Annotated in this window: 20 protein-coding genes; 6 read left to right on the forward strand and 14 right to left on the reverse strand. The window is 73.8% G+C overall.

The window, feature by feature from the left end; translation table 11 throughout:
- Window positions 1–54: 54 nt before the first annotated feature.
- A complete protein-coding gene (locus ACFYNX_RS11140) occupies window positions 55–1233 on the reverse strand; it encodes a GDSL-type esterase/lipase family protein (protein WP_388661515.1) in 1179 nt (392 codons plus the stop codon).
- Window positions 1234–1305: 72 nt separating this feature from the next.
- Complete coding sequence (locus tag ACFYNX_RS11145) at window positions 1306–1875, reverse strand: TetR/AcrR family transcriptional regulator (protein WP_388660131.1); 570 nt, start codon at window positions 1873–1875, stop codon at window positions 1306–1308.
- A 165-nt stretch (window positions 1876–2040) separates the two neighbouring features.
- Between ACFYNX_RS11145 and ACFYNX_RS11150 the strand changes: the two genes are divergently transcribed.
- Together ACFYNX_RS11150 and ACFYNX_RS11155 are read left to right on the forward strand one after the other, a co-directional pair.
- Window positions 2041–2472, forward strand: a complete 432-nt coding sequence (locus ACFYNX_RS11150; RefSeq protein WP_388660134.1) for a DUF6003 family protein — start codon at window positions 2041–2043, stop codon at window positions 2470–2472.
- Window positions 2473–2574: 102 nt separating this feature from the next.
- Window positions 2575–3057 carry a DUF427 domain-containing protein gene (locus tag ACFYNX_RS11155; protein WP_388660137.1) on the forward strand — a complete coding sequence of 161 codons (483 nt, stop codon included), beginning with the start codon at window positions 2575–2577 and terminating at the stop codon, window positions 3055–3057.
- 65 nt (window positions 3058–3122) lie between these two features.
- On the opposite strand, the gene xdhC is transcribed toward ACFYNX_RS11155, so the two are convergent.
- The 5 genes from xdhC to ACFYNX_RS11180 form a co-directional block, all read right to left on the reverse strand.
- Window positions 3123–3932, reverse strand: coding sequence for a xanthine dehydrogenase accessory protein XdhC (xdhC, locus tag ACFYNX_RS11160; RefSeq protein ID WP_388660140.1), 810 nt, complete (start codon window positions 3930–3932; stop codon window positions 3123–3125).
- A gap of 1 nt (window position 3933) precedes the next feature.
- Window positions 3934–6309: a xanthine dehydrogenase molybdopterin binding subunit gene (gene xdhB / locus ACFYNX_RS11165; RefSeq protein ID WP_388660143.1), complete on the reverse strand. Its 2376-nt coding sequence runs from the start codon at window positions 6307–6309 to the stop codon at window positions 3934–3936.
- Window positions 6306–7769, reverse strand: a complete 1464-nt coding sequence (locus ACFYNX_RS11170; protein ID WP_388661518.1) for a xanthine dehydrogenase small subunit — start codon at window positions 7767–7769, stop codon at window positions 6306–6308. The genes xdhB and ACFYNX_RS11170 overlap by 4 nt, the downstream gene beginning before the upstream one ends.
- Window positions 7770–8214: 445 nt before the next feature.
- A complete protein-coding gene (locus tag ACFYNX_RS11175) occupies window positions 8215–8484 on the reverse strand; it encodes a hypothetical protein (RefSeq protein ID WP_388660146.1) in 270 nt (89 codons plus the stop codon).
- Window positions 8484–8720, reverse strand: a complete 237-nt coding sequence (locus tag ACFYNX_RS11180) for a hypothetical protein (RefSeq protein WP_388660149.1) — start codon at window positions 8718–8720, stop codon at window positions 8484–8486. Before ACFYNX_RS11180 ends, ACFYNX_RS11175 begins: the two co-directional genes overlap by 1 nt.
- Before the next feature lie 312 nt (window positions 8721–9032).
- On the opposite strand from ACFYNX_RS11180, the gene ACFYNX_RS11185 reads away from it, so the two are divergent.
- From ACFYNX_RS11185 to ACFYNX_RS11200, 4 genes are all read left to right on the forward strand, one after another.
- A complete protein-coding gene (locus ACFYNX_RS11185) occupies window positions 9033–9767 on the forward strand; it encodes an alpha/beta hydrolase (protein WP_365542153.1) in 735 nt (244 codons plus the stop codon).
- A 210-nt stretch (window positions 9768–9977) separates the two neighbouring features.
- The gene (locus tag ACFYNX_RS11190; RefSeq protein WP_388660153.1) at window positions 9978–10292 is read left to right on the forward strand and encodes a hypothetical protein; all 315 of its coding nucleotides are present in this window, start codon (window positions 9978–9980) and stop codon (window positions 10290–10292) included.
- Window positions 10293–10610: 318 nt separating this feature from the next.
- Window positions 10611–10787, forward strand: coding sequence for a hypothetical protein (locus ACFYNX_RS11195; RefSeq protein ID WP_365542157.1), 177 nt, complete (start codon window positions 10611–10613; stop codon window positions 10785–10787).
- A 374-nt stretch (window positions 10788–11161) separates the two neighbouring features.
- A complete protein-coding gene (locus ACFYNX_RS11200) occupies window positions 11162–11920 on the forward strand; it encodes a BTAD domain-containing putative transcriptional regulator (RefSeq protein WP_388660156.1) in 759 nt (252 codons plus the stop codon).
- Window positions 11921–11951: 31 nt separating this feature from the next.
- Here the strand turns inward: ACFYNX_RS11200 and ACFYNX_RS11205 are convergent, their stop codons facing one another.
- From ACFYNX_RS11205 to ACFYNX_RS11235, 7 genes are read right to left on the reverse strand one after another with little or no spacing between them, the layout of a single operon-like run.
- Window positions 11952–13160 carry an endonuclease/exonuclease/phosphatase family protein gene (locus ACFYNX_RS11205; RefSeq protein ID WP_365542159.1) on the reverse strand — a complete coding sequence of 403 codons (1209 nt, stop codon included), beginning with the start codon at window positions 13158–13160 and terminating at the stop codon, window positions 11952–11954.
- Window positions 13157–14167: a glycosyltransferase family 2 protein gene (locus tag ACFYNX_RS11210; RefSeq protein WP_388660159.1), complete on the reverse strand. Its 1011-nt coding sequence runs from the start codon at window positions 14165–14167 to the stop codon at window positions 13157–13159. The genes ACFYNX_RS11205 and ACFYNX_RS11210 overlap by 4 nt, the downstream gene beginning before the upstream one ends.
- Before the next feature lie 54 nt (window positions 14168–14221).
- On the reverse strand, window positions 14222–15259 hold the full coding sequence (locus tag ACFYNX_RS11215; protein WP_388660162.1) for a UbiA prenyltransferase family protein: 1038 nt from the start codon (window positions 15257–15259) through the stop codon (window positions 14222–14224).
- Between the two features lie 11 nt (window positions 15260–15270).
- Window positions 15271–16293 (reverse strand): NAD-dependent epimerase/dehydratase family protein, encoded by a 1023-nt coding sequence (locus ACFYNX_RS11220; RefSeq protein ID WP_388660165.1) that lies wholly within the window; start codon window positions 16291–16293, stop codon window positions 15271–15273.
- Entirely contained in the window at window positions 16287–17687 is a 1401-nt protein-coding gene (locus ACFYNX_RS11225; RefSeq protein WP_365542167.1) for an aminotransferase class III-fold pyridoxal phosphate-dependent enzyme, read from the reverse strand. Before ACFYNX_RS11225 ends, ACFYNX_RS11220 begins: the two co-directional genes overlap by 7 nt.
- A complete protein-coding gene (locus ACFYNX_RS11230) occupies window positions 17674–18714 on the reverse strand; it encodes a lysylphosphatidylglycerol synthase domain-containing protein (protein WP_388660168.1) in 1041 nt (346 codons plus the stop codon). Before ACFYNX_RS11230 ends, ACFYNX_RS11225 begins: the two co-directional genes overlap by 14 nt.
- Window positions 18711–19778, reverse strand: a complete 1068-nt coding sequence (locus ACFYNX_RS11235) for a glycosyltransferase family 2 protein (protein ID WP_388660171.1) — start codon at window positions 19776–19778, stop codon at window positions 18711–18713. Before ACFYNX_RS11235 ends, ACFYNX_RS11230 begins: the two co-directional genes overlap by 4 nt.
- Window positions 19779–19928: the final 150 nt, after the last annotated feature.

Genomic DNA, 19928 nt, shown 5'->3' on the forward strand with positions numbered 1-19928 from the left:
CCTCCCGGGCGGGCGCTCCGGCCCGGCGCTCCTCCGGTGCGCGGCCGTGGCGGGTCAGACGGTCCCGAGGGCGAACGGGCCCCCGTCGCCGAAGGCGAGGCGCGCGAAGTTCTCGGCGATGCGGTGGTGTCCCGCCGGGTCGGGGTGGATCCCGTCGGGCAGGGGGAACTCGGCGTAGTCCTTCTCCCCGTAGAGGTCGCGGCCGTCGAGGTAGTGCAGGTTCGGGTCCTCGGCCGCTCGCGCCGCGACGATCCGGGCGAGTTCTTCGCGGACGACGGTGAGCGTCAGGCGTCCCGCGGCGCGTTCGGCGGGGTCGCCCGTCGCCCTGAACTTCAGGGTGCCGTCGCTGAAGTCGGGCAGGAGGGGGCCGGGGGTGTCCTCCTGGACCGGGCACAGGACGGACGAGACGACCAGGAGCGGTGTGGCCGGGTGGCCTTCGCGGACGGTGTCGAGGAAGCCGTGGACGGCGGGGCCGAAGGCGCGCAGGCGCATCGCGTCGGTGTTGACCAGGTTGATGCCGATCTTCAGGCTGATCAGGTCCGCGGGGGTGTCCCGCAGGGCGCGGGCGGTGAACGGGTCGAGCAGCGCGCCGCCGCCGAAGCCCAGGTTGACCGGTTCCACGTCGCCCCGGGCCGCGGCCAGGGCCGGCCAGGTGGCGGTCGGGCGGGTGGCGTTGGAGCCGTGGCTGATGGAGCTGCCGTGGTGCAGCCACACCCTGCGGCCGCCGTCCGGTACGGGCGCGACGGGGGCGTCGGTGCGCAGGGCGACCAGTTCGGTGGTCTCGTTGTGCGGGAGCCAGATCTCGACGTCCTTCTCGTGCGCCGGCAGGCCGGTGAAGCGGGCGGTGCCGACGGGACCCTCGTGCAGTTCGGAGGTCTGGGCGACCATGTCGGTGACCGTGAGGACGTTGCCGCCGGGCACGGTGGCCCGGCCCGTGAGGCGGCCGTCGACCAGCAGGTCGTAGACGCCGTCGGCGGGGGGCGGGAAGCCCCGGTAGGCGCGCTTGGTGGGCAGGGTGTCCAGTTCGACGACGGTCGCCGCGGTGCGGAAGACGAGCCGTACGCCGGACGGCTGCGCCTCCGTCAGGGCGAGCTGTTCGTCGGGGATCTGCCGGCGTGCCGCCGCGGGCAGCCGGTGCGGGAGCAGGCCGCGCGGGGTCGGCTCCAGGTCGAGGAAGCCGCGCAGGATGTCCGGGGTGATGGGGGTGGTGGTCCGGGGGCGGTCGGCGTTCATGGTGTCCAGCCTGTCGATCAAGGTGTACGGGTCGTCCGGACGCGCCCACACGTGGGGGCGGCCCCCTTCGGTTCAGGGGGTGCCGTGCCGGCGCAGCAGCGCGTCGAGGGAGTCCAGCGTCCAGAGCCAGGACGCCTGCGAGTCGGGGGCGGTGTGGTCGAAGCCTCCGGCGAGTTCCAGGCTGATGTAGCCGTGGAAGACGCTGCCCAGCATCCGGACCGCGTGCGTCCGGTCCGGTTCCGCCAGGTGGTAGGCGCGCAGGAGGGCGCGCGTCATCCGGGCGTGGCGAACGCCGGCACTGGCGGCGGCCGTCCCGGAGTCGAGCCTGAGCCGGGTGGCGTCGTAGCGCCCGGGGTGCTCGCGCGCGTAGTCGCGGTAGGCGTCCGCGAAGGCGATCAGGGCGTCCTTGCCCGCCCGGCCGGCCAGGGCGTCGGAGGCCCGGTCGGCGAGTTCCTCCAGGGCGAACAGGGCGATCCGCGTCTTGAGGTCCCGCGAGCCCTCCACGTGCGAGTACAGGCTCGCGGTCTTCACGTCGAAGCGCCGGGCGAGCGCGGCGACGGTCACCCGGTCGAAGCCGACCTCGTCGGCGAGTTCCGCCCCCGCCCGGGTCAGGCGCTCCGGGGTCAGTCCTGCTCGGACCATGGCTTTCCTCCTCTCTCCCTACAGCCAGAATGAACCTGCCTAATATGATTAGGCAAATTCTGCTGTCGGTGAGGATTCCGCCGTACCGGGGATCATGGCGGCGCCGGAAACGGGTAGGCAGACACGCGACGACACCGCGGCACACCCCTTGGGAAGTGAATCGACATGACCGACGACGCCTACCTCTTCCTCGCCGACACCACCGCCGGCTCGGGCTGGCAGGGCACGCCCGTCTCCCTCGTCGGGGAGCTGGAATGCCTGGAGACCCCGGCCGTGCGGGCCTGGCTCGACGCCCACGAGACCGACGCGGCCTCCCCCGTGCTGCGCATCGTGCCGCCCGAGCAGACCGGGATGATCCCCGAGGACGCCGAGCGGCTGCCGGTGCCGCTGGACGGGGAGGAACTGGAGCGGGTGCGCCGGGCCGGTGCCACCGATCCGGTGGCGGCCGTCGAGGAGGAGCTGCTGGCCTACCGCGACAGCAAGGAGGGCCGCGACGACCTGCTGCACAAGGCCCTGGCCGCCGGCATCCCGGCGCACCGCATCGTGGAGCTGTCCGGGGTGGACCCCACCGCGCTGCCCACCCCGCCCCGCCCCTGAAGGACCGGACGCGGCGGACCGCGCCGGAAGCCCTCCGCATCCGGGAGCCGGGCGGAAGGCGAAGCGGGGAGTGAGGGGGACGCGTCCGGAAAGAGGGGTCCCGTGAACGACGTACCGGCTGTGCCGAAGGAGTCCGTGTGGGACTATCCGCGGCCTCCCGCGGTGGTGGCCGACGGCCGTCGGGTGACGGTCGCGGTGGGGTCCGAGGTGGTGGCGGACACCCGGGCGGGCCTGCGGGTCCTGGAGACGAGCCACCCCCCGGTCTTCTACGTGCCCCCGCACGACGTGCGCGCGGAGCTCCTGCGCCCCGGGGCGGGCCGGACCCACTGCGAGTGGAAGGGCGCGGCGTCGTACTGGGACGTCGTGGCCGGCGGGGTGGTGGTCCCCCGGGCCGCCTGGAGCTACGAGCGGCCCCTCGGCCCGTACGAAGTCCTCCGGGGGCACCTCGCCTTCTATCCGTCCCTCGTGCGCTGCGCGGTCGACGGCGAGGCGGTGACCGCGCAGGAGGGCGACTTCTACGGCGGGTGGATCACGCACGAGATCGAGGGGCCCTTCAAGGGCGGGCCGGGGACCTGGGGCTGGTGAAGGCCGCGGGCCCGGGTGCCGGCCCGGCTCCCTTCGCGCTCGAAGGCGGGGCGCGGGCCGGGGTGTCAGCTCCCCTCGGTCTCGAAAGCGCGCAGCAGGTCGGCGGCGACGCTCACGGCGATGGTCGCGGGTTCCTTTCCGGTGATGTCGGCCAGTCCGATCGGGGTCTTGATCCGGGCGACGGCGGCCTCGTCGTGACCGCCTTCCGTGAGGAGGCGCCTGCGGAAGCGGCCCCATTTGGCGGCCGAGCCGATCAGTCCGACGGAGCCCAGGTGGGGCGTGCGCAGGGCCGCGTCGCACAGGGCGGCGTCCTCGGCGTGGTCATGGGTCATGATCAGGACGTGGGTGCCGCGCGGCAACTGTTCGAGGACCTCCTCGGGCAGCAGGGGCGTGTGGTGCACCCGTACCGCCGCCACCGCGTCGGCGAGGACGGCGAGCCGGTCCTCGGCCAGGACGGCGGAGCGGCTGTCGATCAGGTGGAGGTCCAGGTCCTGGCGGGCCAGGACGCGCGCCAGTTCCATCCCGACGTGCCCGACGCCGAAGATCGCCACCGTCCGGACCACGGGGAGGGGTTCGAGCAGGATCGAGACCGTGCCCCCGCAGCACTGCACGCCGTGCCGGTTGGTCACCTTGTCGTTCAGGGCGAAGTCGATCAGCTCCGGTTCGGGCGCGGGCGCGGCGATCAGCTCCCGGGCCCGGTCGACGGCGACCGCCTCGACGTTGCCGCCGCCGATCGAGCCCCACGTCTCGGTCCGTCCCACGACGAGTTTCGCGCCGGCGTTGCGGGGGGCGTGGCCGCGCACGGTCGCGACGGTCACGAGCACGCCGGGCTCCCGGCGTGCCCGCAACCGCGCGACCGCGGTGACCCAGGTCATGTCAGGCACGGTGCGACGCTTCTGCGCCGGTCCGGGAGGCGTCGCCGGCCCGGCGGGCCGCTCGGACCGCCCAGTACACCGCCTCCGGCGTGGCGGGCGAGGCGAGTTCCACGGCGGTTCCGGCGGGGCCGAACGCCGCGGCGGCCTGCCGCAGCGCCTCGCGCACCGAGAAGGCCAGCATCAGCGGGGGTTCGCCCACGGCCTTGGACCCGTAGACCGCGCCCTCCTCGGTGGCGTTCTCCAGGAGGCGTACGTGGAACTCCTCGGGCATCTCGGAGAAGCTGGGCAGCTTGTACGTGCTGGCCGCCTGGGTCAGCAGCCGGCCGCGGTGGGGTCCGTCGCCGGTGTCCCAGCGCAGGTCTTCGAGCGTCAGCCAGCCCGCGCCCTGCACGAAGCCGCCCTCGACCTGGCCGACGTCGATCATCGGGGAGAGGCTGTCGCCGACGTCGTGCACGATGTCCACCCGCCGGACGCGGTACGCGCCGGTGAAGCCGTCCACCTCGACCTCGGCCGCTGCGGCGCCGTAGGAGAAGTACTTGAACGGCGAGCCCCGGAACGCCTTCGCGTCCCAGTGGAGGCCCTCGGTGCGGTAGAAGCCGGCCGCCGACAACTGGACCCGCTGGAGGTAGGCGGTGCGCACCAGGTCGTCCCAGGGCAGTTCCCCGTCGCCGCCGAGGGCGCGGGCGACGCCCTCGACGATGCGCACGTCCGAGGCGTTCGCCCCCAGTCGGGTGGCGGCCACCCGCGTCAGCCGTTCGCGCAACTGCTCGCAGGCGTTCTTCACCGCCCCGCCGTTGAGGTCCGCCCCGGCGCTGGCGGCGGTGGCGGAGGTGTTGGGCACCTTGTCGGTCCGCGTCGGGGCGAGGCGCACCTTGTGGAGCGGGATGCCCAGGGTGGTCGCGGCCACCTGCAGCATCTTGGTGTGCAGGCCCTGGCCCATCTCGGTGCCCCCGTGGTTGATCAGGACCGAGCCGTCCTTGTAGATCAGCACCAGCGCGCCGCCCTGGTTGAAGGCGGTGAGGTTGAAGGAGATGCCGAACTTGATGCCGGTGACGGCGAGTCCCCGCTTGGTGTGCGGGTGCGCGGCGTTGAACGCCGCGATCTCGCGCCGGCGGTGGGCGACGTCGCCGTCGGCCTGGACCTGCCGCCAGACGGTGGAGATCCGTTCGGCGTGGGTGACCGGCTGTCCGTACGGTGTCGTCTGGCCCTGTCCGGGCCGGTAGAAGTTGCGCTCCCGCAACTCCGCGGGGTCGAGGCCGAGCAGGGGCGCGCACCTGCCCATGATGTCCTCGATCACCAGCATGCCCTGGGGGCCGCCGAAGCCGCGGAAGGCGGTGTTGGAGACCTTGTGGGTCCTGGCGATGCGGCCGGCGACGCGCGCGTTCGGGATCCAGTAGGTGTTGTCGATGTGGCAGAGCGCGCGGGCGACCACCGGTTCGGAGAGGTCCAGGCTCCAGCCGCCGTCCGCGGTCAGGGTGGCGTCCAGGGCCTGGATGCGGCCGTCGGCGTCGAAGCCGATCCGCCACGCGGCGTGGAAGCCGTGGCGCTTGCCGGACATGGTCAGGTCCTGGGTCCTGTTGAGCCGGACCCGGACCGGCCGGCCGGTCAGTCTGGCGCCGAGCGCGGCGACGGCCGCGAACCCGTGCGGCTGCATCTCCTTGCCGCCGAAGCCGCCGCCCATGCGGAGGCACTGCACGGTCACCTCGTGACTGGGCAGTCCGAGCACGTGCGCGACGATCTCCTGCGTCTCCGAGGGGTGCTGGGTGCTGCTCTGGACGAACATCTGCCCGTTCTCGTCGACCAGGGCCAGCGCCGCGTGCGTCTCCAGGTAGAAGTGCTCCTGGTCGGAGAACTGGAACTCGCCCGCGAAGACGTGCGCGGAGTCGGCGAACCCGGCGTCGACGTCGCCGGTGAGCATCACGGGCCGGGCGCCGTGGAAGCTCCCGGCGGCGATCGCGTCCCGCAGCGAGATGAGGGAGGGCAGTTCGTCGAGTTCCACCTCGACGGCCGCGGCGCCGAGGCGCGCCGCCTCCGCGGTCTCGCCGAGCACCCAGGCGACCGCCTGGCCGTGGAACATGACCTCGTCGGGGAAGAGCGGTTCGTCGTGCTTCATCCCGGCGTCGTTGACCCCGGGCACGTCGGCCCCGGTCAGCACGCGGACCACGCCGGGCACGGCGAGCGCGGGCCCGGTGTGCAGCCCGGTGATGCGGCCGTGGGCCTTCATGACCTGGACCGGGTGGGCGTGCAGCACGTCCTTGGTGCGGTGCACCAGGTCGTCGGTGTAGAGGGCGGTGCCCGTGACGTGCAGGTAGGCGCTCTCGTGGGGCATCGAGACGCCGACGACGGGCTTCTCGGGACGCTCGGACAGGTGGCTCATGACGACACCGCCGCGGTGGTTCGCACGTACAGCTTCCTCAGGCTCTGGCCGAGCATCTCGGCACGGTAGGCGGCACTGGCCCGGTGGTCGTCCATGGGGGTGCCCTGGGCCCGCAGCACCCGGGCCGCGGCCTCGACGGTCTCCTCGGTCCACGGCCGGCCTTCGAGGGCCGCCTCGGTGGCGAGGGCGCGGATCGGGGTGGCCGCCACGCCGCCCAGGCCGATGCGCGCCGTGCGGACCGTCCCGTCCTCGATGTCGAGCGCGAAGGCGACCGCCACGCTGGAGATGTCGTCGAAGCGCCGCTTGGCGATCTTGTGGAAGGAGGTGACCGGTGCCAGGGGCAGCGGGACGCGGACCGCGCGGATCAGCTCGCCGGGGCGGCGCACGCTCTGCCGGTAGCCGGTGAAGTAGTCCGCCAGCGGGACCTCGCGCTCGCCGTCGGCGTCGGCGAGCAGCACCGACGCGCCGAGGGCGAGCAGGACCGGCGGGCTGTCCCCGATGGGGGATCCGGTGCCCAGGTTGCCGCCGAGGGTCGCTCCGTTGCGGATGAGGCGGGACGCGAACTGCGGGAAGAGCTCGGCGAGGAGGGGCACGGCGCCGTCGAGACGGCGTTCGATCTCGGTGAGCGTGAGCGCCGCCCCGATCTCGACGTGGCCGGACGTGGTCCGCAGCTCGCGCAGTTCGGGCAGCCGGTCGACGGCGACGACGCAGTCCGCCCGCCGGGAGCGGATGCTGACCTCCACGCCCCAGTCGGTGGAGCCGGCGACCACCACCGCGTCGGGGCGCTCGCGCAGCAGCCGCAGCGTCTCCTCCAGGGTGTTCCTCCGCAGGAAGGTGCTGTCGCCCCGGGTGTACTCGGTGGCCACCGGTTCCGGCGGGGACTGCTCGCGGCGCCGGGCCAGGGGGTCCTCCCCCGAGGGCGTGCCGACGGCGAACGCGGCGTCGCGGATGGGACGGTAGCCGGTGCAGCGGCACAGGTTGCCGCTCAGCGCGTGCAGGTCGAAGCCGTTCGGGCCGTGCTCGGGGTCGGGGCAGCGGGCCGGGTCCGCGGGCGCCCGGCGGTCGGGCCGGTAGTACTCGGCGGCCATGCTGCAGACGAATCCCGGTGTGCAGTAACCGCATTGGGAGCCGCCGCGGACCGCCAGCTCCTCCTGCACCGGGTGCAGGACGGCGGGCGTACCGGCCTCACCGGTGGTGGCGAGCCCCTCCGAGGTGACGACCTCCTGGCCGTCGAGCGCCGCGACCGGGAGCAGGCAGGCGTTGACCGCCACCCAGTCGGTGGGCTCGCGCGTCCCGGGCCGGGCGACCAGGACCGCGCAGGCCCCGCACTCGCCCTCGGCGCAGCCCTCCTTGGTGCCGGTGAGACCGCGCTCGCGCAGGAAGTCGAGGACCGTGGTGTGGGGCGCGGCCGGCGAGATGGGCGCTTCGTCGCCGTTGACGGTGATGCGCGCCGTCGTCACGACGGCCATGCGTTCCGGCGCGCGGTCGAACGGTTCGTCGTGTTCGTCCATGTTTCAGACAGCTTTCTGTACTCAGGACGCGGACGCACCGCGTGGAAGGCGCGCCGCACGCGAGGGGCGGGCGCGCGAAGGCGTGCGTCAGCGAGGTGCTGGCGAAGGGGAGGCGGGGACTACGGAACCCGCGACGTGCCGTGGACGGGCACGGGAGAAAGGGGGGCGTTCAGCAGCCGTGCGCGATCTGGCCCGGGACCCAGGCGGTGCACCCGGCGGGGCGACCGGGATCGGAGGGGGTGGACATCCGCGGGTCGCCTCCTTCCGGGAGCTGTGGGACGACGTTCACGGCAAAGTAGTGGTCGGCGTCCTGGAGGTCAAGAGGTGGATCTTCGCGTGGCGGGGGCGTCGCCTTCGCGACGGGGAAGGGATCGCGGGGCCCTGCCGGGGCGGGTCAGACCTCGATGTAGGCGACGACGACCACGGTCCTCAGGGCGGTGACGAAGTACAGGACGCGTATGCGTTCGAACTCGTCGGCGTACTGGAGGAGTTGGGGGCCGGTGGTGTCGCCGGGGATCGGTTCGCCGATGGCGGGGTCGACGGAGACGACGACCAGGGCGCGGTCCAGGGCGTGGAGTTCGGCCTCGTCGGTGAGGGATTCGAGCTGCTTGGCGGCGGCGTCGGAGAACGCGATCCGCGCGCGCCGGCGGTCGTGTCGCGGCATCAGGCGACGGCCGGGCGCCGGGCGGCGAGGCGGGCGAGGTGCTCCTCCCGCAGCTCTTCCCACGGGGTGCACTCGTCGACGTCCGGCAGGCCGTTGGCCGCGAGGTCCTCGAGGACGGCGGCGAACCGGTCGGCAGTGGCGCGGGTACGGGCGGCGTAGGCGCGGACCGCTTCGGCGGCCGCCGGGTCCAGGTGCTGCCGGGCGGAGGGGTCGGCGGTGGCCGGCTGCTCGCTCATCGGGGCCTCCGTGCAGGGGTGGACGGGTCTTTGCCCCCACGGTATCGCCGCGTGCGCGATCCCGGCGCCGGTCCGGGCGAACCCGCCCGCCGCGTACGGCGCCGCCCCCTCGGCGAACCGGCCGGGAAGCCCGGGGGGAAACCCGTTTGGCGGACCGCCCCGACCGCTGCTACGTTTCCGGAGGCCGTGCGAGAGAACGAGGAGGTGGTACCCGTGAACGCAGTATCGACATGGGTGCTCCCCTCCGGGGTCACGGTCGGGCGATAGGTCGTCCGGGAGCGCCGTTCCAGCGCACTCCCGAAAGGCACGACCGTGCACTTCACTTCCGAACAGCGTCTCGACGGCGACGTCCTCGAACGCGCCTTCACCCTCGGCGACGTCCCGGGCCTCCTGTGGACGCCCGCGTCGCCCTCCGCACCGGTACCGCTGATCCTGCTCGGCCACCCGCCGCTCGGGCTGTCCCGGATGTATCCCCGGCTGGTGGAACGGGCCCGGCAGGCCGTGGCGGACGGCTTCGCCGCGGCCACCATCGAACTCCCCGGGAGCGGTGACCGGCCCCGTTGGCCCGAGATCGAGCGGGCCCGCGCCGACCTGCGCCGGGCCCTGGAGGCCGGGGGTCCGGTCGACGGCGGGATCGTCGACGCCCTCGTCCTCCCGCTCGTCGAGAAGTCGGTCCCCGAGTGGCGGGCCGCCCTGGACGCCCTCCTGTCGCTGCCCGGGATCGGCGGTCCGGTCGGGTACTCGGGAGGGGTGATCTCCATCGGCGTCCGGCTCGCGGTGGTCGAACCGCGCGTCTCGGCGGCCGTTCTGTTCGCCGGGAGCCTGGTGCCCGCCGTCATGTTCGAGGAGGCGCGCCGGGTCACCATCCCGCTGCACGTCCTGCTCCAGTGGGACGACGAGGGGAACGACCGGCAGGCGGCCCTGGACCTGTTCGACGCCTTCGGCTCCGAGGAGAAGACGCTGCACGCCAACACGGGCGGGCACACCGGCGTCCCCCGGTTCGCGGGAGACGCCGCGGCCGGGTTCTTCACCCGGCACCTGAAGTAGGGCCGGGGCCGGGGCCTCCCGGCGGGCCCCCGCCCGCCGGGAGGCACCGGCCCGCGCCCGGGCGTCACGCCGCCGGGGCCCCGGTTCGGGGGCGGGCCATGCGAGTGCATCGCGGCGCCCGGCGGCCCGAGCGGAGTACCCCGGCATGCGGGCGGGGGCGAGCGCTGGTGAAGTCTGTGGTGTCCCTGACCTCCACTTCCCGGAGAGATCATGCTGTCCTTCCGCAAGACCTTCGCGTCCGTCGCCCTCGCCGCCGCCGCGGTGCTGGCCGGTGCCGGCGTCGCCTCGGCCGACCACCACCTCGAACGGGGCGACGAGTCGGCGCCCTACGGGCTGTGCAACGACTTCACCACGCAGCTCGGCGCGGTGAACGTCAACCAGGGCCCGGTCTGCATCGACTTCGGTCCCCTCGAGGAGGCGGGTGAGAGCAAGGGCGGCGACGACATGGTCTTCGCCTGCAACGCCGCCGTCACCCAGGTCGGCCTGATCAACGTCAACCAGGGTCCGGTCTGCATCGACTTCTGACCCGTACGCGCCTCACCGGCGCCGGTGGAGGGGCGGCCGTCCCGAAGGATCCGGACGGCCGCCCCTTCGCCGTGCCGGTCCCGGTCGCCTTGCACCTTCCGTCCGGCAGGAACGTGACACCACCCGTGAAGCCGCAGGTCGGAGCCGTACGGAAGCGGTAGGACGGGGCTGGCGCCAACCGCCCGGACGGTTGGTGCCAGCCCGGAGGCGCTGACAGGCCCGGCGCGGTCGAGCAAGCTTGGACTCGTCGAAAGGGCCCCGCCGAGGGGCGATGCGACACGAATCCCACGAACCGCTCCCACCGGAGGTCTCCCCGCCATGCGCTCTTCCGCCCGCCGCGCCCTGGTCGTCGCCCTCGCCCCGCTCGCCCTCGCCGGCGCCCTCCTCGTCGCCCCGCCCGCCGCCGCCGACGCCGACACCACTCCCCCGGCCCCGGCCGCCGTCGCCCCCACGCCCACCCCCACCGCCTCCACCGACGGCTTCTCCTGGGGCTGACCGGCCCGCACCACCCGGACCCGGTCATCTACCTCATCGGCATCTCGCTGTCCGCATCCGCCGCGGCGGACACCACACGCCCCACCTCCAGCGGCGTCCTGCGCGCCCTGCGCCGGGCCGTACATCCCACGGACCCCGTCGAGACCGCCCGTGCCCTCGTCACCGGCGGCTCCGTCCGGATCGCGCTCTGCGTCGACTGCCCGGACGAACTCGACGCCATCGGGCGGGCCCTCGGCATCTGCCGGCGGATGCTCGCCGCCGACCCGCCCGAACTCCGCGGTTACGCGGTGGCCGACTGCCGCCGCCTCTGAGCGCAGGCCGCCCCACCACCCCCTCCCATCACCCCTCCGAGAAGCGAACGGGGAGACTCCGCCGTGTTCCTCCATGTCCTCGGCCCGCTGCGGGCCACCGTCGACGCCCGACCGGTGCCCCTCGGCGGCCGGCGGGCCCGGACCGTCCTGGCCGCCCTCGCGCTGGAACCCGACTGGGCCGTCTCCGTCGAGAGCCTGGTGGAGGCCGTCTGGGGACCGCACTCCCCGGCCAGTGCCCGCACCCAGATCCGCATCTGCGTCTCCGCGCTGCGCCGCGCCTTCGCCTCGGCCGGGGCGCCCGAGGTGATCGAGACCCTGTCGTACGGCTACCGCCTGCGGATCGGCCCCGACCAGCTCGACTCCGCCGTCTTCGAGTCCCACGTCCACCGCGCCCGCGAACTCGCCGAGCACGGCCGCCAGGCCGAGGCCGTCCTGGAGCTGCGCAGCGCGCTCGCCCTGTGGACCGGCCCCGCCTTCGCCGGCGAGAACGGCCCCGCCCTCGAACCGGGCGTGCTGCGCCTGGAGGAGCTGCGGATGCGGGCCACCGAGGAGAAGCTCCGCCTGGAGCTGGCGCTCGGCCGGCACTCCGACGTCATCGGGGAGCTGATGGCGCTGACCGCCGCCCACCCCTTCCGCGAGCAGCTCCACGGCCAGCTCATGCTCGCCCTGCACCGGGCCGGGCGGACCGCCGAGGCGCTGGCCGCCTACCGGCGGATCCGTCTGACGCTCGTCGACGAACTGGGCATCGAGCCGGGCCCGGGGCTCAGCGGCCTGGAGCGGTCGATCCTGCTGGGCGAGCGGCTGGAGCCCCTCTCGGCATGACCCCGGGCGCCCGGCCCCCGGCCCGTACCCCTCACAGGGTGAGGCGCAGCTCCTGCATCCGGTGCTCCGAGATCCCGTCGGTGGGCAGGAAGTCGTAGCGGTGCACGGTCGCGTCGCCCTTGGTGAAGGCCCAGTCCATCCGGAAGAACGGCAGGTCCCGGTTGAACAGGGCGTCCTCACCGAACTCCCCGAGGGAGGCGAACTTCCAGCTCAGCGGCAGGAAGGCGGGGTTCGCCGGGGTGGCGTCCTCGGCCACGTCCCGCAGCCCGTCGAGCGAGCGCATGGAGGCCGTGGCGTTGAAGTCCCCGGCGATCAGCACCGGGTGGTCGTTGGCGGCCACGTCCTTCTCCAGGCCGGCGAACTCCGCCTGCCGCCACGCGTGCTTGCGCCGCAGGTAGCGGTCGTGGTCGAAGTCCGAGAGCAGGTTGAGGTTGTCGAGCGCGAGCGGCACGGTGATGTGGACGTTGTACGTGCTCAGCACCCGGCCGCCGACCTCGAGGTCGGTGCGGAGCACCTTCTCCCGCGCGAACTCCTGCCCGAAGTCGGGCTTCTCGCCGAAGGTGAGCGCCGGTCCCGGTCCCACCGGGTACTGGGCGACGATCGGGAAGCGGGAGACCGTGAGCAGCTCGCCCCGGCGGGCGAGGTGGTAGCCGGGGAAGGCGCGTCGCAGCGCGGCGTCGTCGTCGAGCCTCCAGTAGCCGTCCTCGCCGAGGCCGGGGGTCCAGCCGACGTGCTCCTGGAGCAGGTAGACGTCGGCGTCGCGGGCCTGGAGGAGGGCGAGGAGCCGGTCGGAGTCGGTCGCCATCGCCCAGTACTGGGTGTTGAGGGAGACCACCCGCAGGGCGCCGGCCGGCACCGGGCCCGGCTCGCGCCAGAGCGCGGGCCAGTTGAGCCCGGAGCCGGTGGCGAGGGCCAGCGCGAGGGCCGCGCCGGCGAGCGCGGCGGCGGCCGGCCGGCGGCGGCCGCAGGCGGCGGCGGAGGCCACGAGCAGCAGGAGCGGGGCGCCGAGGAGGAAGAGCGGCGGTACGACGTCGAGGATGAGCGACCAGTGCCAGCGTCCGCTGACCAGCCACCGCACCACGGCGTAGACCAGCCACAGCGCGGCGGCGGCCACGAGGGCACGCCCGTACTGGAGCCGCAGACCGCGGGCGATCCGCCGGGCCCGGCCGGGGGCGGGTGCCCCCGGCGGGGCCGGGGCCGGTTCGGAGGACGTACGGACCGGGGTGGGGGCGATGCTCATGCCAGCGCCTCCCCCGGCTGGTACATGCGGCGGAAGCGGCCGCTGGCGGCGTACTGGGCGAGGCCGGTGGCCAGTCCGGCGACCACGGCGGTGTTCACCAGCAGGTGGGCGCCGGTGAAGAAGGCGGTGAAGGCGAGGCCGCGCTCCCTCCGGACGAAGCGGTACTGCCCGAAGTCGGCCAGTACGGAGCCCGCGAGGGCCAGGGCCGAGACCGGCAGGGCGGCGGCGGGCAGGACGGCCGCGAACGGCAGGGCGGCGACGGCGAGCCCGCCGAGGGCGGAGGCGGCGGCCCGGCCGCCGGTCTCCATGCCCTGCATGGCCCGGCCGCGGTCGAAGTAGAACGGCACCCGCAACCGGCTGCGGACGAACGCCTTGCGCAGCAGCGGGCGCATCCGGCTCTCGTCGGAGAGCCGCCCCCGTATCCGCGAGGTCAGGAGCATGGGCCACCGGGCGGCGAGCCGCTCCGCGTGGTCGATCTCCTCGGTCTGGCGCAGGGCCGTGTTGAACCAGCCGGCCTCCAGGAACGCCGCTCTGCGGACCGCGCCGAGCGCGTAGAAGCCGCCGCTGACGTCGCCCTCGGCGCTCTTGCGCCAGTAGTGGTACTGCAGGATGCGGTACTGCCCGACGAGCGGCTCGGGGAAGAGCGGTTCCTTGTCGGGGACGCCGAACACCGCCCCGTACTCGGGATGTTCCCCGAAGAGCGCGACCGCCTCGGCGACCGCTTCCGGGTGCATGGTGAGGTCGGCGTCCAGGAAGAAGACGATCTCGCCGCGGGCCCGGCGGACGCCCTCGTTGCGGGAGGCGCCGGGGCCGCCGTTCTCGGTGACGCGGACGAGCTGGACGGGGTGGGCGGCGGCGACGTCGGCGCAGCCGTCGGTGCTGGCGTCGTCGACGACGATCACCTCGATGTTCGGGTGGGTCTGGGCGAGGACGGAGCGCAGGCAGAGGTCGACCGTGCGGCGGTCGTTGTACATGGGGACGACGACGGACACGAGGGGTGCGGACATCGGGGTTCCTCGACGGTTCGGTTCGGTGCGGACGGGGCGGGGAGGCCGCGGGGATCAGGCGGCGAGGTGCGGGAGGAGCAGCAGGCCCCAGACGGCCGAGTTGGCGAGCATGACGCGGTCCCGCAGCAGGGTCTTCACCGGCTCGCCCCCTCCCCCGTCGACGACCACGACCTGGAGGTAGCGGAAGAGGGCGAGCAGGGCGCAGACGACGGTGAGCAGGGCGTAGGGGCCGAAGCCGGACTCGGTGCGCAGGTAGAGCAGGTAGCCGACGACGGCGAGTGCGGAGCACAGGACCAGGACGAGGTCGAGGAAGTGCGCCGAGTAGCCGACGAGGGCGGGGCGGTGGCCGGTGCCGGAGACGCTCAGCTCGTGGCGGCGTTTGCCGAGGATGAGGACCAGGCAGAAGGCGAGGACGGTGAGGACCAGCCACATCTCGGCGGGCCGGCCGGTGGCCTCGTAGCCGCCGAGCAGACGGAGCACGAAGCCGGTGGCGACGACGAAGACGTCGACGAGCGGCAGGTGCTTCAGCTTCCAACTGTAGGCGGCGTTCACGGCGAGGTAGAGGCCGACGACGAGCGCGCCGCCGGGGCCGAGGGCGAGGAGGGCGGGCCCGAGCAGGGCGCCGAGGGCGGCGGCCGTCGCCCAGGCCGCCGGGATGCCCATCCGGCCGGAGGCGAGCGGCCGGTGCCGTTTGACGGGGTGCCGCTTGTCCCGGTCGACGTCCGCGATGTCGTTGAGGACGTAGACGAGCGAGGAGGCGAGGACGAAGGCGCCGAGGGCCAGGGCGACGCGGGCCGCGCCGCTCCCGCTCCAGCCGCCGTCGAGCAGCGCGAGCGGGACGACCAGCAGGTTCTTGGGCCACTGGCCGGGGCGGAGCAGGGCGAGCGGGGCCGGGAGGCCGCGCCGTCCGCGGCCGGCCGGATCGGGCGGGGCGGGCGCGGTCTTCGGCGCCTCGGCCTCCGGAGGGGCGGGGGCCTCGGGGGCCGGTGCGGTCGGCGTAGTTGTCGTGGTCGGCGTGGTCGTGGTCGGTGTGGACGGTGTGATCGGCGCGGTTGTCGCGGTCGTCGTCGTGTCGTGGGTGAGTTGGGTCATGGCACAGCCCCTCAGAAGAAGATCTTCGCGGTGGACAGCAGGCCCTGCTTCCACGGGTCCCGGCTGGTGCGTCCGGTCGTGCCCGCGGCCGGGGTGGCGTGCCGGGCGGTCCGCCACCACGCGTAGGTGCGCAGGACCGCTTCGGCGTTGGACAGGCGCGGGGCGAAGCCGAGGCGGGCCTTGGCCTTGTCGGTGCTGACGTAGGAGTCGTCCATCAGCTTGTGCAGCAGGCGCCCGTACACCGGGGAGAGCTTGAGCCGCTGGAGGACGCTGAGCAGGGCGAGGGCGGGCCGGGCGGGCAGGCCGACGACCCGCTTGCCGTGGCCGGCGGCGTCGAGGACGGCCTGGAAGTCCTCGCGCAGGGTGCCGAACTCGGTGGCGGCGAGGTTGTAGGTGTCGTTGGCGACGTCGTCCTCGGCGTGGATGACGGTGGTGACGGCGTCGACGAGGTCGTCGACGGCGAACATCTGGATCCTGACGTTCCCCTTGCCGAGGACGGGGAAGTTGCGGCCCTCCTCGGCCCATTCGAAGAGCATGGAGAAGAGGCCCATGCGGCCGGGACCGACGAAGGTCTTGGGGCGGAGGATCGGCACGCACATGCCCTCGGCGCGGTACCGCTCGGCGATCTCCTCGGCGGCGGCCTTGGCGCGGCTGTAGGTGTCGACCGGCTCGCGCGGGTACTCCTCGGGGGTCGGCACGACGGTCGGCAGGCCGTAGACGGCGGTCGAGGAGATGTGGACGACCCGGGGGGTGCCGGCGGCCGCGGCGGCGGCGAAGACGTTGCGGGTGCCGCCGACGATGATCGAGCGGATCTGCTCGTCGGGGTAGCTGGGCAGGGCGGCGGCCGCGTGGACGAGGACGTCGGCGCCGTCGAGGGCCTTGTCCACCAGGGCGCGGTCGCGGATGTCGCCGGTGAGGACGACGCCGGGGCCGGGGCGCAGGTCGACCCCGCGGACCTCGTGGCCTTCGGCGAGGAGCCGTTCGGCGAGGCGGGAGCCGAGCATGCCGGCCGCGCCGGTGATCGTGATCACCACTGGGAGCTCACCTTCTGCTTGATGAAACGGGCGACGAGGCCGGTGAGGCCGCGGGAGAGGACGTCGTCGAGGGCGTCGATCACGCGCTCGGCCTCCTCGGGTTCGGTGACGAGGGAGGGGCCGATGATCAGCGGGTTGTTCCCGTTGAGCGTGTAGTAGGTGTAGATGTCGTGGTCCTGGTAGAGCGCGTTGATGACGGCGCAGGTCACGAGCTTGGTCTTGAAGCGGGGGTCGCGGGCCATGCCGCCGGGGGCGAGCTTGGCGACCAGGTCGAGGATCCTGGGGCCGCCCTCGATGAAGACGCCCCAGAGCGCGCCGGCGCCGGCGATCCGGCCGATCTCGTCGGGGTACTGCTTGGCGAGCCGTTCCAGGCCGGGCTGGAGGACGGCGCCGAGGGCGCGGGCGCGGGCCGGGTAGTCGTCCTCGACGGCGATGTTGACGGCTTCGAGGGCGGTGGCGCACTCCTCGCCGAAGCCGTAGTAGGTGGTGGAGGTGGAGTTCATCAGGGCGTCGCCGAGGTTGTCGTACGCCTTGCGGAAGACCGGCTCGCGGGCGACGTAGGCGGAGATGGAGGACTTGCCGCCGCCGAAGGACTTGGACGTGGTGAGGACGTCCGGGATCAGGCCGGGGTAGCGCATGAAGTGGAAGAGGGAGCCGGTCTTGCCCCAGCCGGTGTAGATCTCGTCGAAGATCAGGACGATCTTCTCCCGGTCGCAGATCTCGCGCAGGCCGCGCAGGAACTCCTCGGAGCACTCCTGGATGGTGGAGGCGCTGAACGGCTCGATGAGCAGGGCGTAGACGTCGCCCTTGTGGGCGGCGACGGCCCGGCGGACGGATTCGAGGTCGTCGTAGCGGAAGGTGTCGACGCCGGGGATGGTGGGGAAGCCGAACTGGGCCTGGCCGGTGAGTCCGCCGGAGCCGAGGAGCTTGCCGTGGAAGGCGCAGTCGGCGCGCAGGACGGTGTTCCGCTTGCCGTTGTGGAACTTGTACGCGAGCTTGACCGCGCCTTCGACGGCCTCGGCGCCGGAGTTGGGCAGGAAGGCCATGTTCAGGTCGCCGGGGAGGATCTCGGCGAGGTTGTGGCCGAGGGCGGCGAGGTAGGGCGAGAAGTAGGTCTTGTGCACCTCCATGCGCTTGTCGCGGGCGAAGCGCTCGCGGGCGGCGAGGATGCGGGGGTGGTTGTGGCCGTGGTTGAGGACGCCGACGCCGCCGGTGAGGTCCAGGACGCGGCGGCCGTCGGTGAGGGTGAGGTGGGCCCCCTCCGCGCTCCTGACCAGCTCGCGGCCGAAGCCGAAGGAGGTCATGAGGGAGACCTGGCTCTTGTTCACGTAGCGGCGGTAGAGGTCGTGGACCTGGTCGACGTCGAACCGTTCGGCTTCGTCAAGGGTGTACACGGGCGTTCTCTCCGATCGGGAGGATGAGGGCGTGCGGGTGGGCGTGGGGGACGCCGGCGAATTCGTGGACGGGGGTGCCGGGCGTTCCGGCGGTCGCGGTGGTTCCGTTCGTGCGGACCGGCGGCGTGCCGTCGCGGGCGTCGCGGATCCGGGACCAGGTCAGGACCGCCGCCGAGCTGCCGAGTTCGGCGAGGACGCAGACCAGGCGGCTGGCGAGGGCGGCCGCGGCGGCGAGTCCGCCGGGCAGGACGGTGGCGAGGGCCGCGGTGAGGGTGAGCTCCCGTACGCCCCAGCCGTCGGGCACGATCACGGCGAGGCTGCTGACCACGGTGGCCAGGGCGAAGCCGCCGACCGCCGCGCCGAGGCCGGACCACGGGGGCGCGCCGATCGCGAGCAGCAGGAACCACAGGTGCAGTCCGGAGGCGGCCCAGGAGGCGAGCGCGAGGAGGACGGCCCGGCGGACGGCGGTGTCCGGCGGCGGGTCGACGGGCCTGCGGGCCAGTGCGGTGAGCCAGGTGACCGGCCGGGTGATGATCGCGGGCCGGACGACCCCGGCGAGGAAGACCAGGACCGGGGGGCAGAGCCAGTACCAGTGGCCGGGCAGGGCGGCGGGGGCGGCGGCGAGGCCGACGGCGGCGCCGGTGAGCAGGGTGAGGGCGAGGCTGAGCACGTACGCGGAGGTCATCCGGGCCCCGGGCACGCCGGCCGCGCGGCCGTGGGCGATGTGGGTGAGGACGCCCCAGACGCGGCCGGGCACGTACTTGCTGAGCTGGCCGAGGAAGTAGATCTTCGCGGCGAGCAGGCCCCGGACGGGGTGGTCGCCGGGAATGAGGACCCGCCAGGCGTGGACGGCGAGGACGAGGCCGGCGACGTTGGCGAGGACGGAGGCGGCGAGCAGCGGGACGGCGTCGGCGCGGGCGAAGGCGCGGGCGGCCTCGGCCCCCTGGTCCCGGACGAGGAGGAAGACGCCGACGAGGGCGGCGGCCACCACGACGGGGGTGAGCCAGCGGCGGAGTCGGTCCGTCATCGGGCGCCCGCCTTCGCGGGGGCGGGCGGCTCCGGGGTCTTCGTGCGCTGCCCCTGGGCCGGGATCTTCGTGCGTCGTCCCGGGGGCAGGGTCCTCAGGGCTCCCACCGCCGCCCCGGCCAGCAGGGCCGCGTGGCAGGCGAGGTGGACGGCGGTGAAGAAGGGCGCGAAGGCGGCGCCCCGGCGGCGGGCGGCGAAGCCGATGAGACCGGCGTTGGCGAGGCAGAAGGCGAGCAGGCCGGCGGCGGCAGGCAGGGCGGCCCACGCACCGGGCGCGCCGAGGAGCGGGAGCAGTACGGCGAGGACCGGGGAGCCGAGGAGGAGGAAGGCGGCGGCCAGGACGGAGGCGGGGGTGTTGGCGGTGAGGTGGGAGCGGCCGCCGGCCCGCGCGGAGCGCAGGGCGGGGACGAGGAGGAGGGCGCGCCGGTAGGTCTCGGCGAGGAGCGGGCCGAGCCGGTGCTCCTCGTCGTGGTGGGCCGCCACCCGCTCGGTGAGGACGATCCGGTAGTGGGGGGCGAGCCGGTCGCTGAGCTCCAGGTCCTCGGAGTCCCGCAGCGACTCGTCGAAGCCCCCGATCCGGGCGAAGACCTCGCGGGGCACGGCCGCCTGGGCGAAGAGGGCGGTCTGGACGACTCCGGCGCCGCGGGCCCGCCACCAGTGGGCGTGGAGGGTCTTGTACCACTCGACGGGACCGTCGTCGACGAGCGGCTCGGGGGCGATGACGCCGTGCACGCAGCCGCAGGCCGGGTCGGCGCGGAGGATCTCCAGGGCGGCCTCGACGGAGCCGGGGGTGAGGGCCTCGTCGGAGTCGAGGAAGAAGAGGACGTCCCCGGTCGCGGCGGCGATGCCGGTGTTGCGGGCGGCGGAGACGCCCCGGTTGACGCCGTCGCCGAGGAGGGTGCAGGGGTGGCGGCGGGCGATCTCGGCGGTGGCGTCGGTGGAGCCGTCGTCGACGACGATGACCTCGTGGACGGGGTGGGTCTGGGCGTACACGGATCTGAGGCAGGCGTCGAGGGTGCGTGCGGAGTTGTGGGCCGGTATGACGACCGACACGGTTTGCGTCATGGGAAGAGCACACCGGGTCGGCGTATGGGACGCGTATCGTTCCCGTATCGCCCGTTCTCGCAGTTCGAGACGGTCAACTCGCTTGAGCGAAAGAGGACTTGGGCCCTGCTAGCGTTCCCGGTCGTGAACCTTCGGACGACCTTTCCGCGC

The sequence above is a fragment of the Streptomyces sp. NPDC007872 genome, assembly GCF_042868165.1.
Taxonomy (GTDB): domain Bacteria; phylum Actinomycetota; class Actinomycetes; order Streptomycetales; family Streptomycetaceae; genus Streptomyces.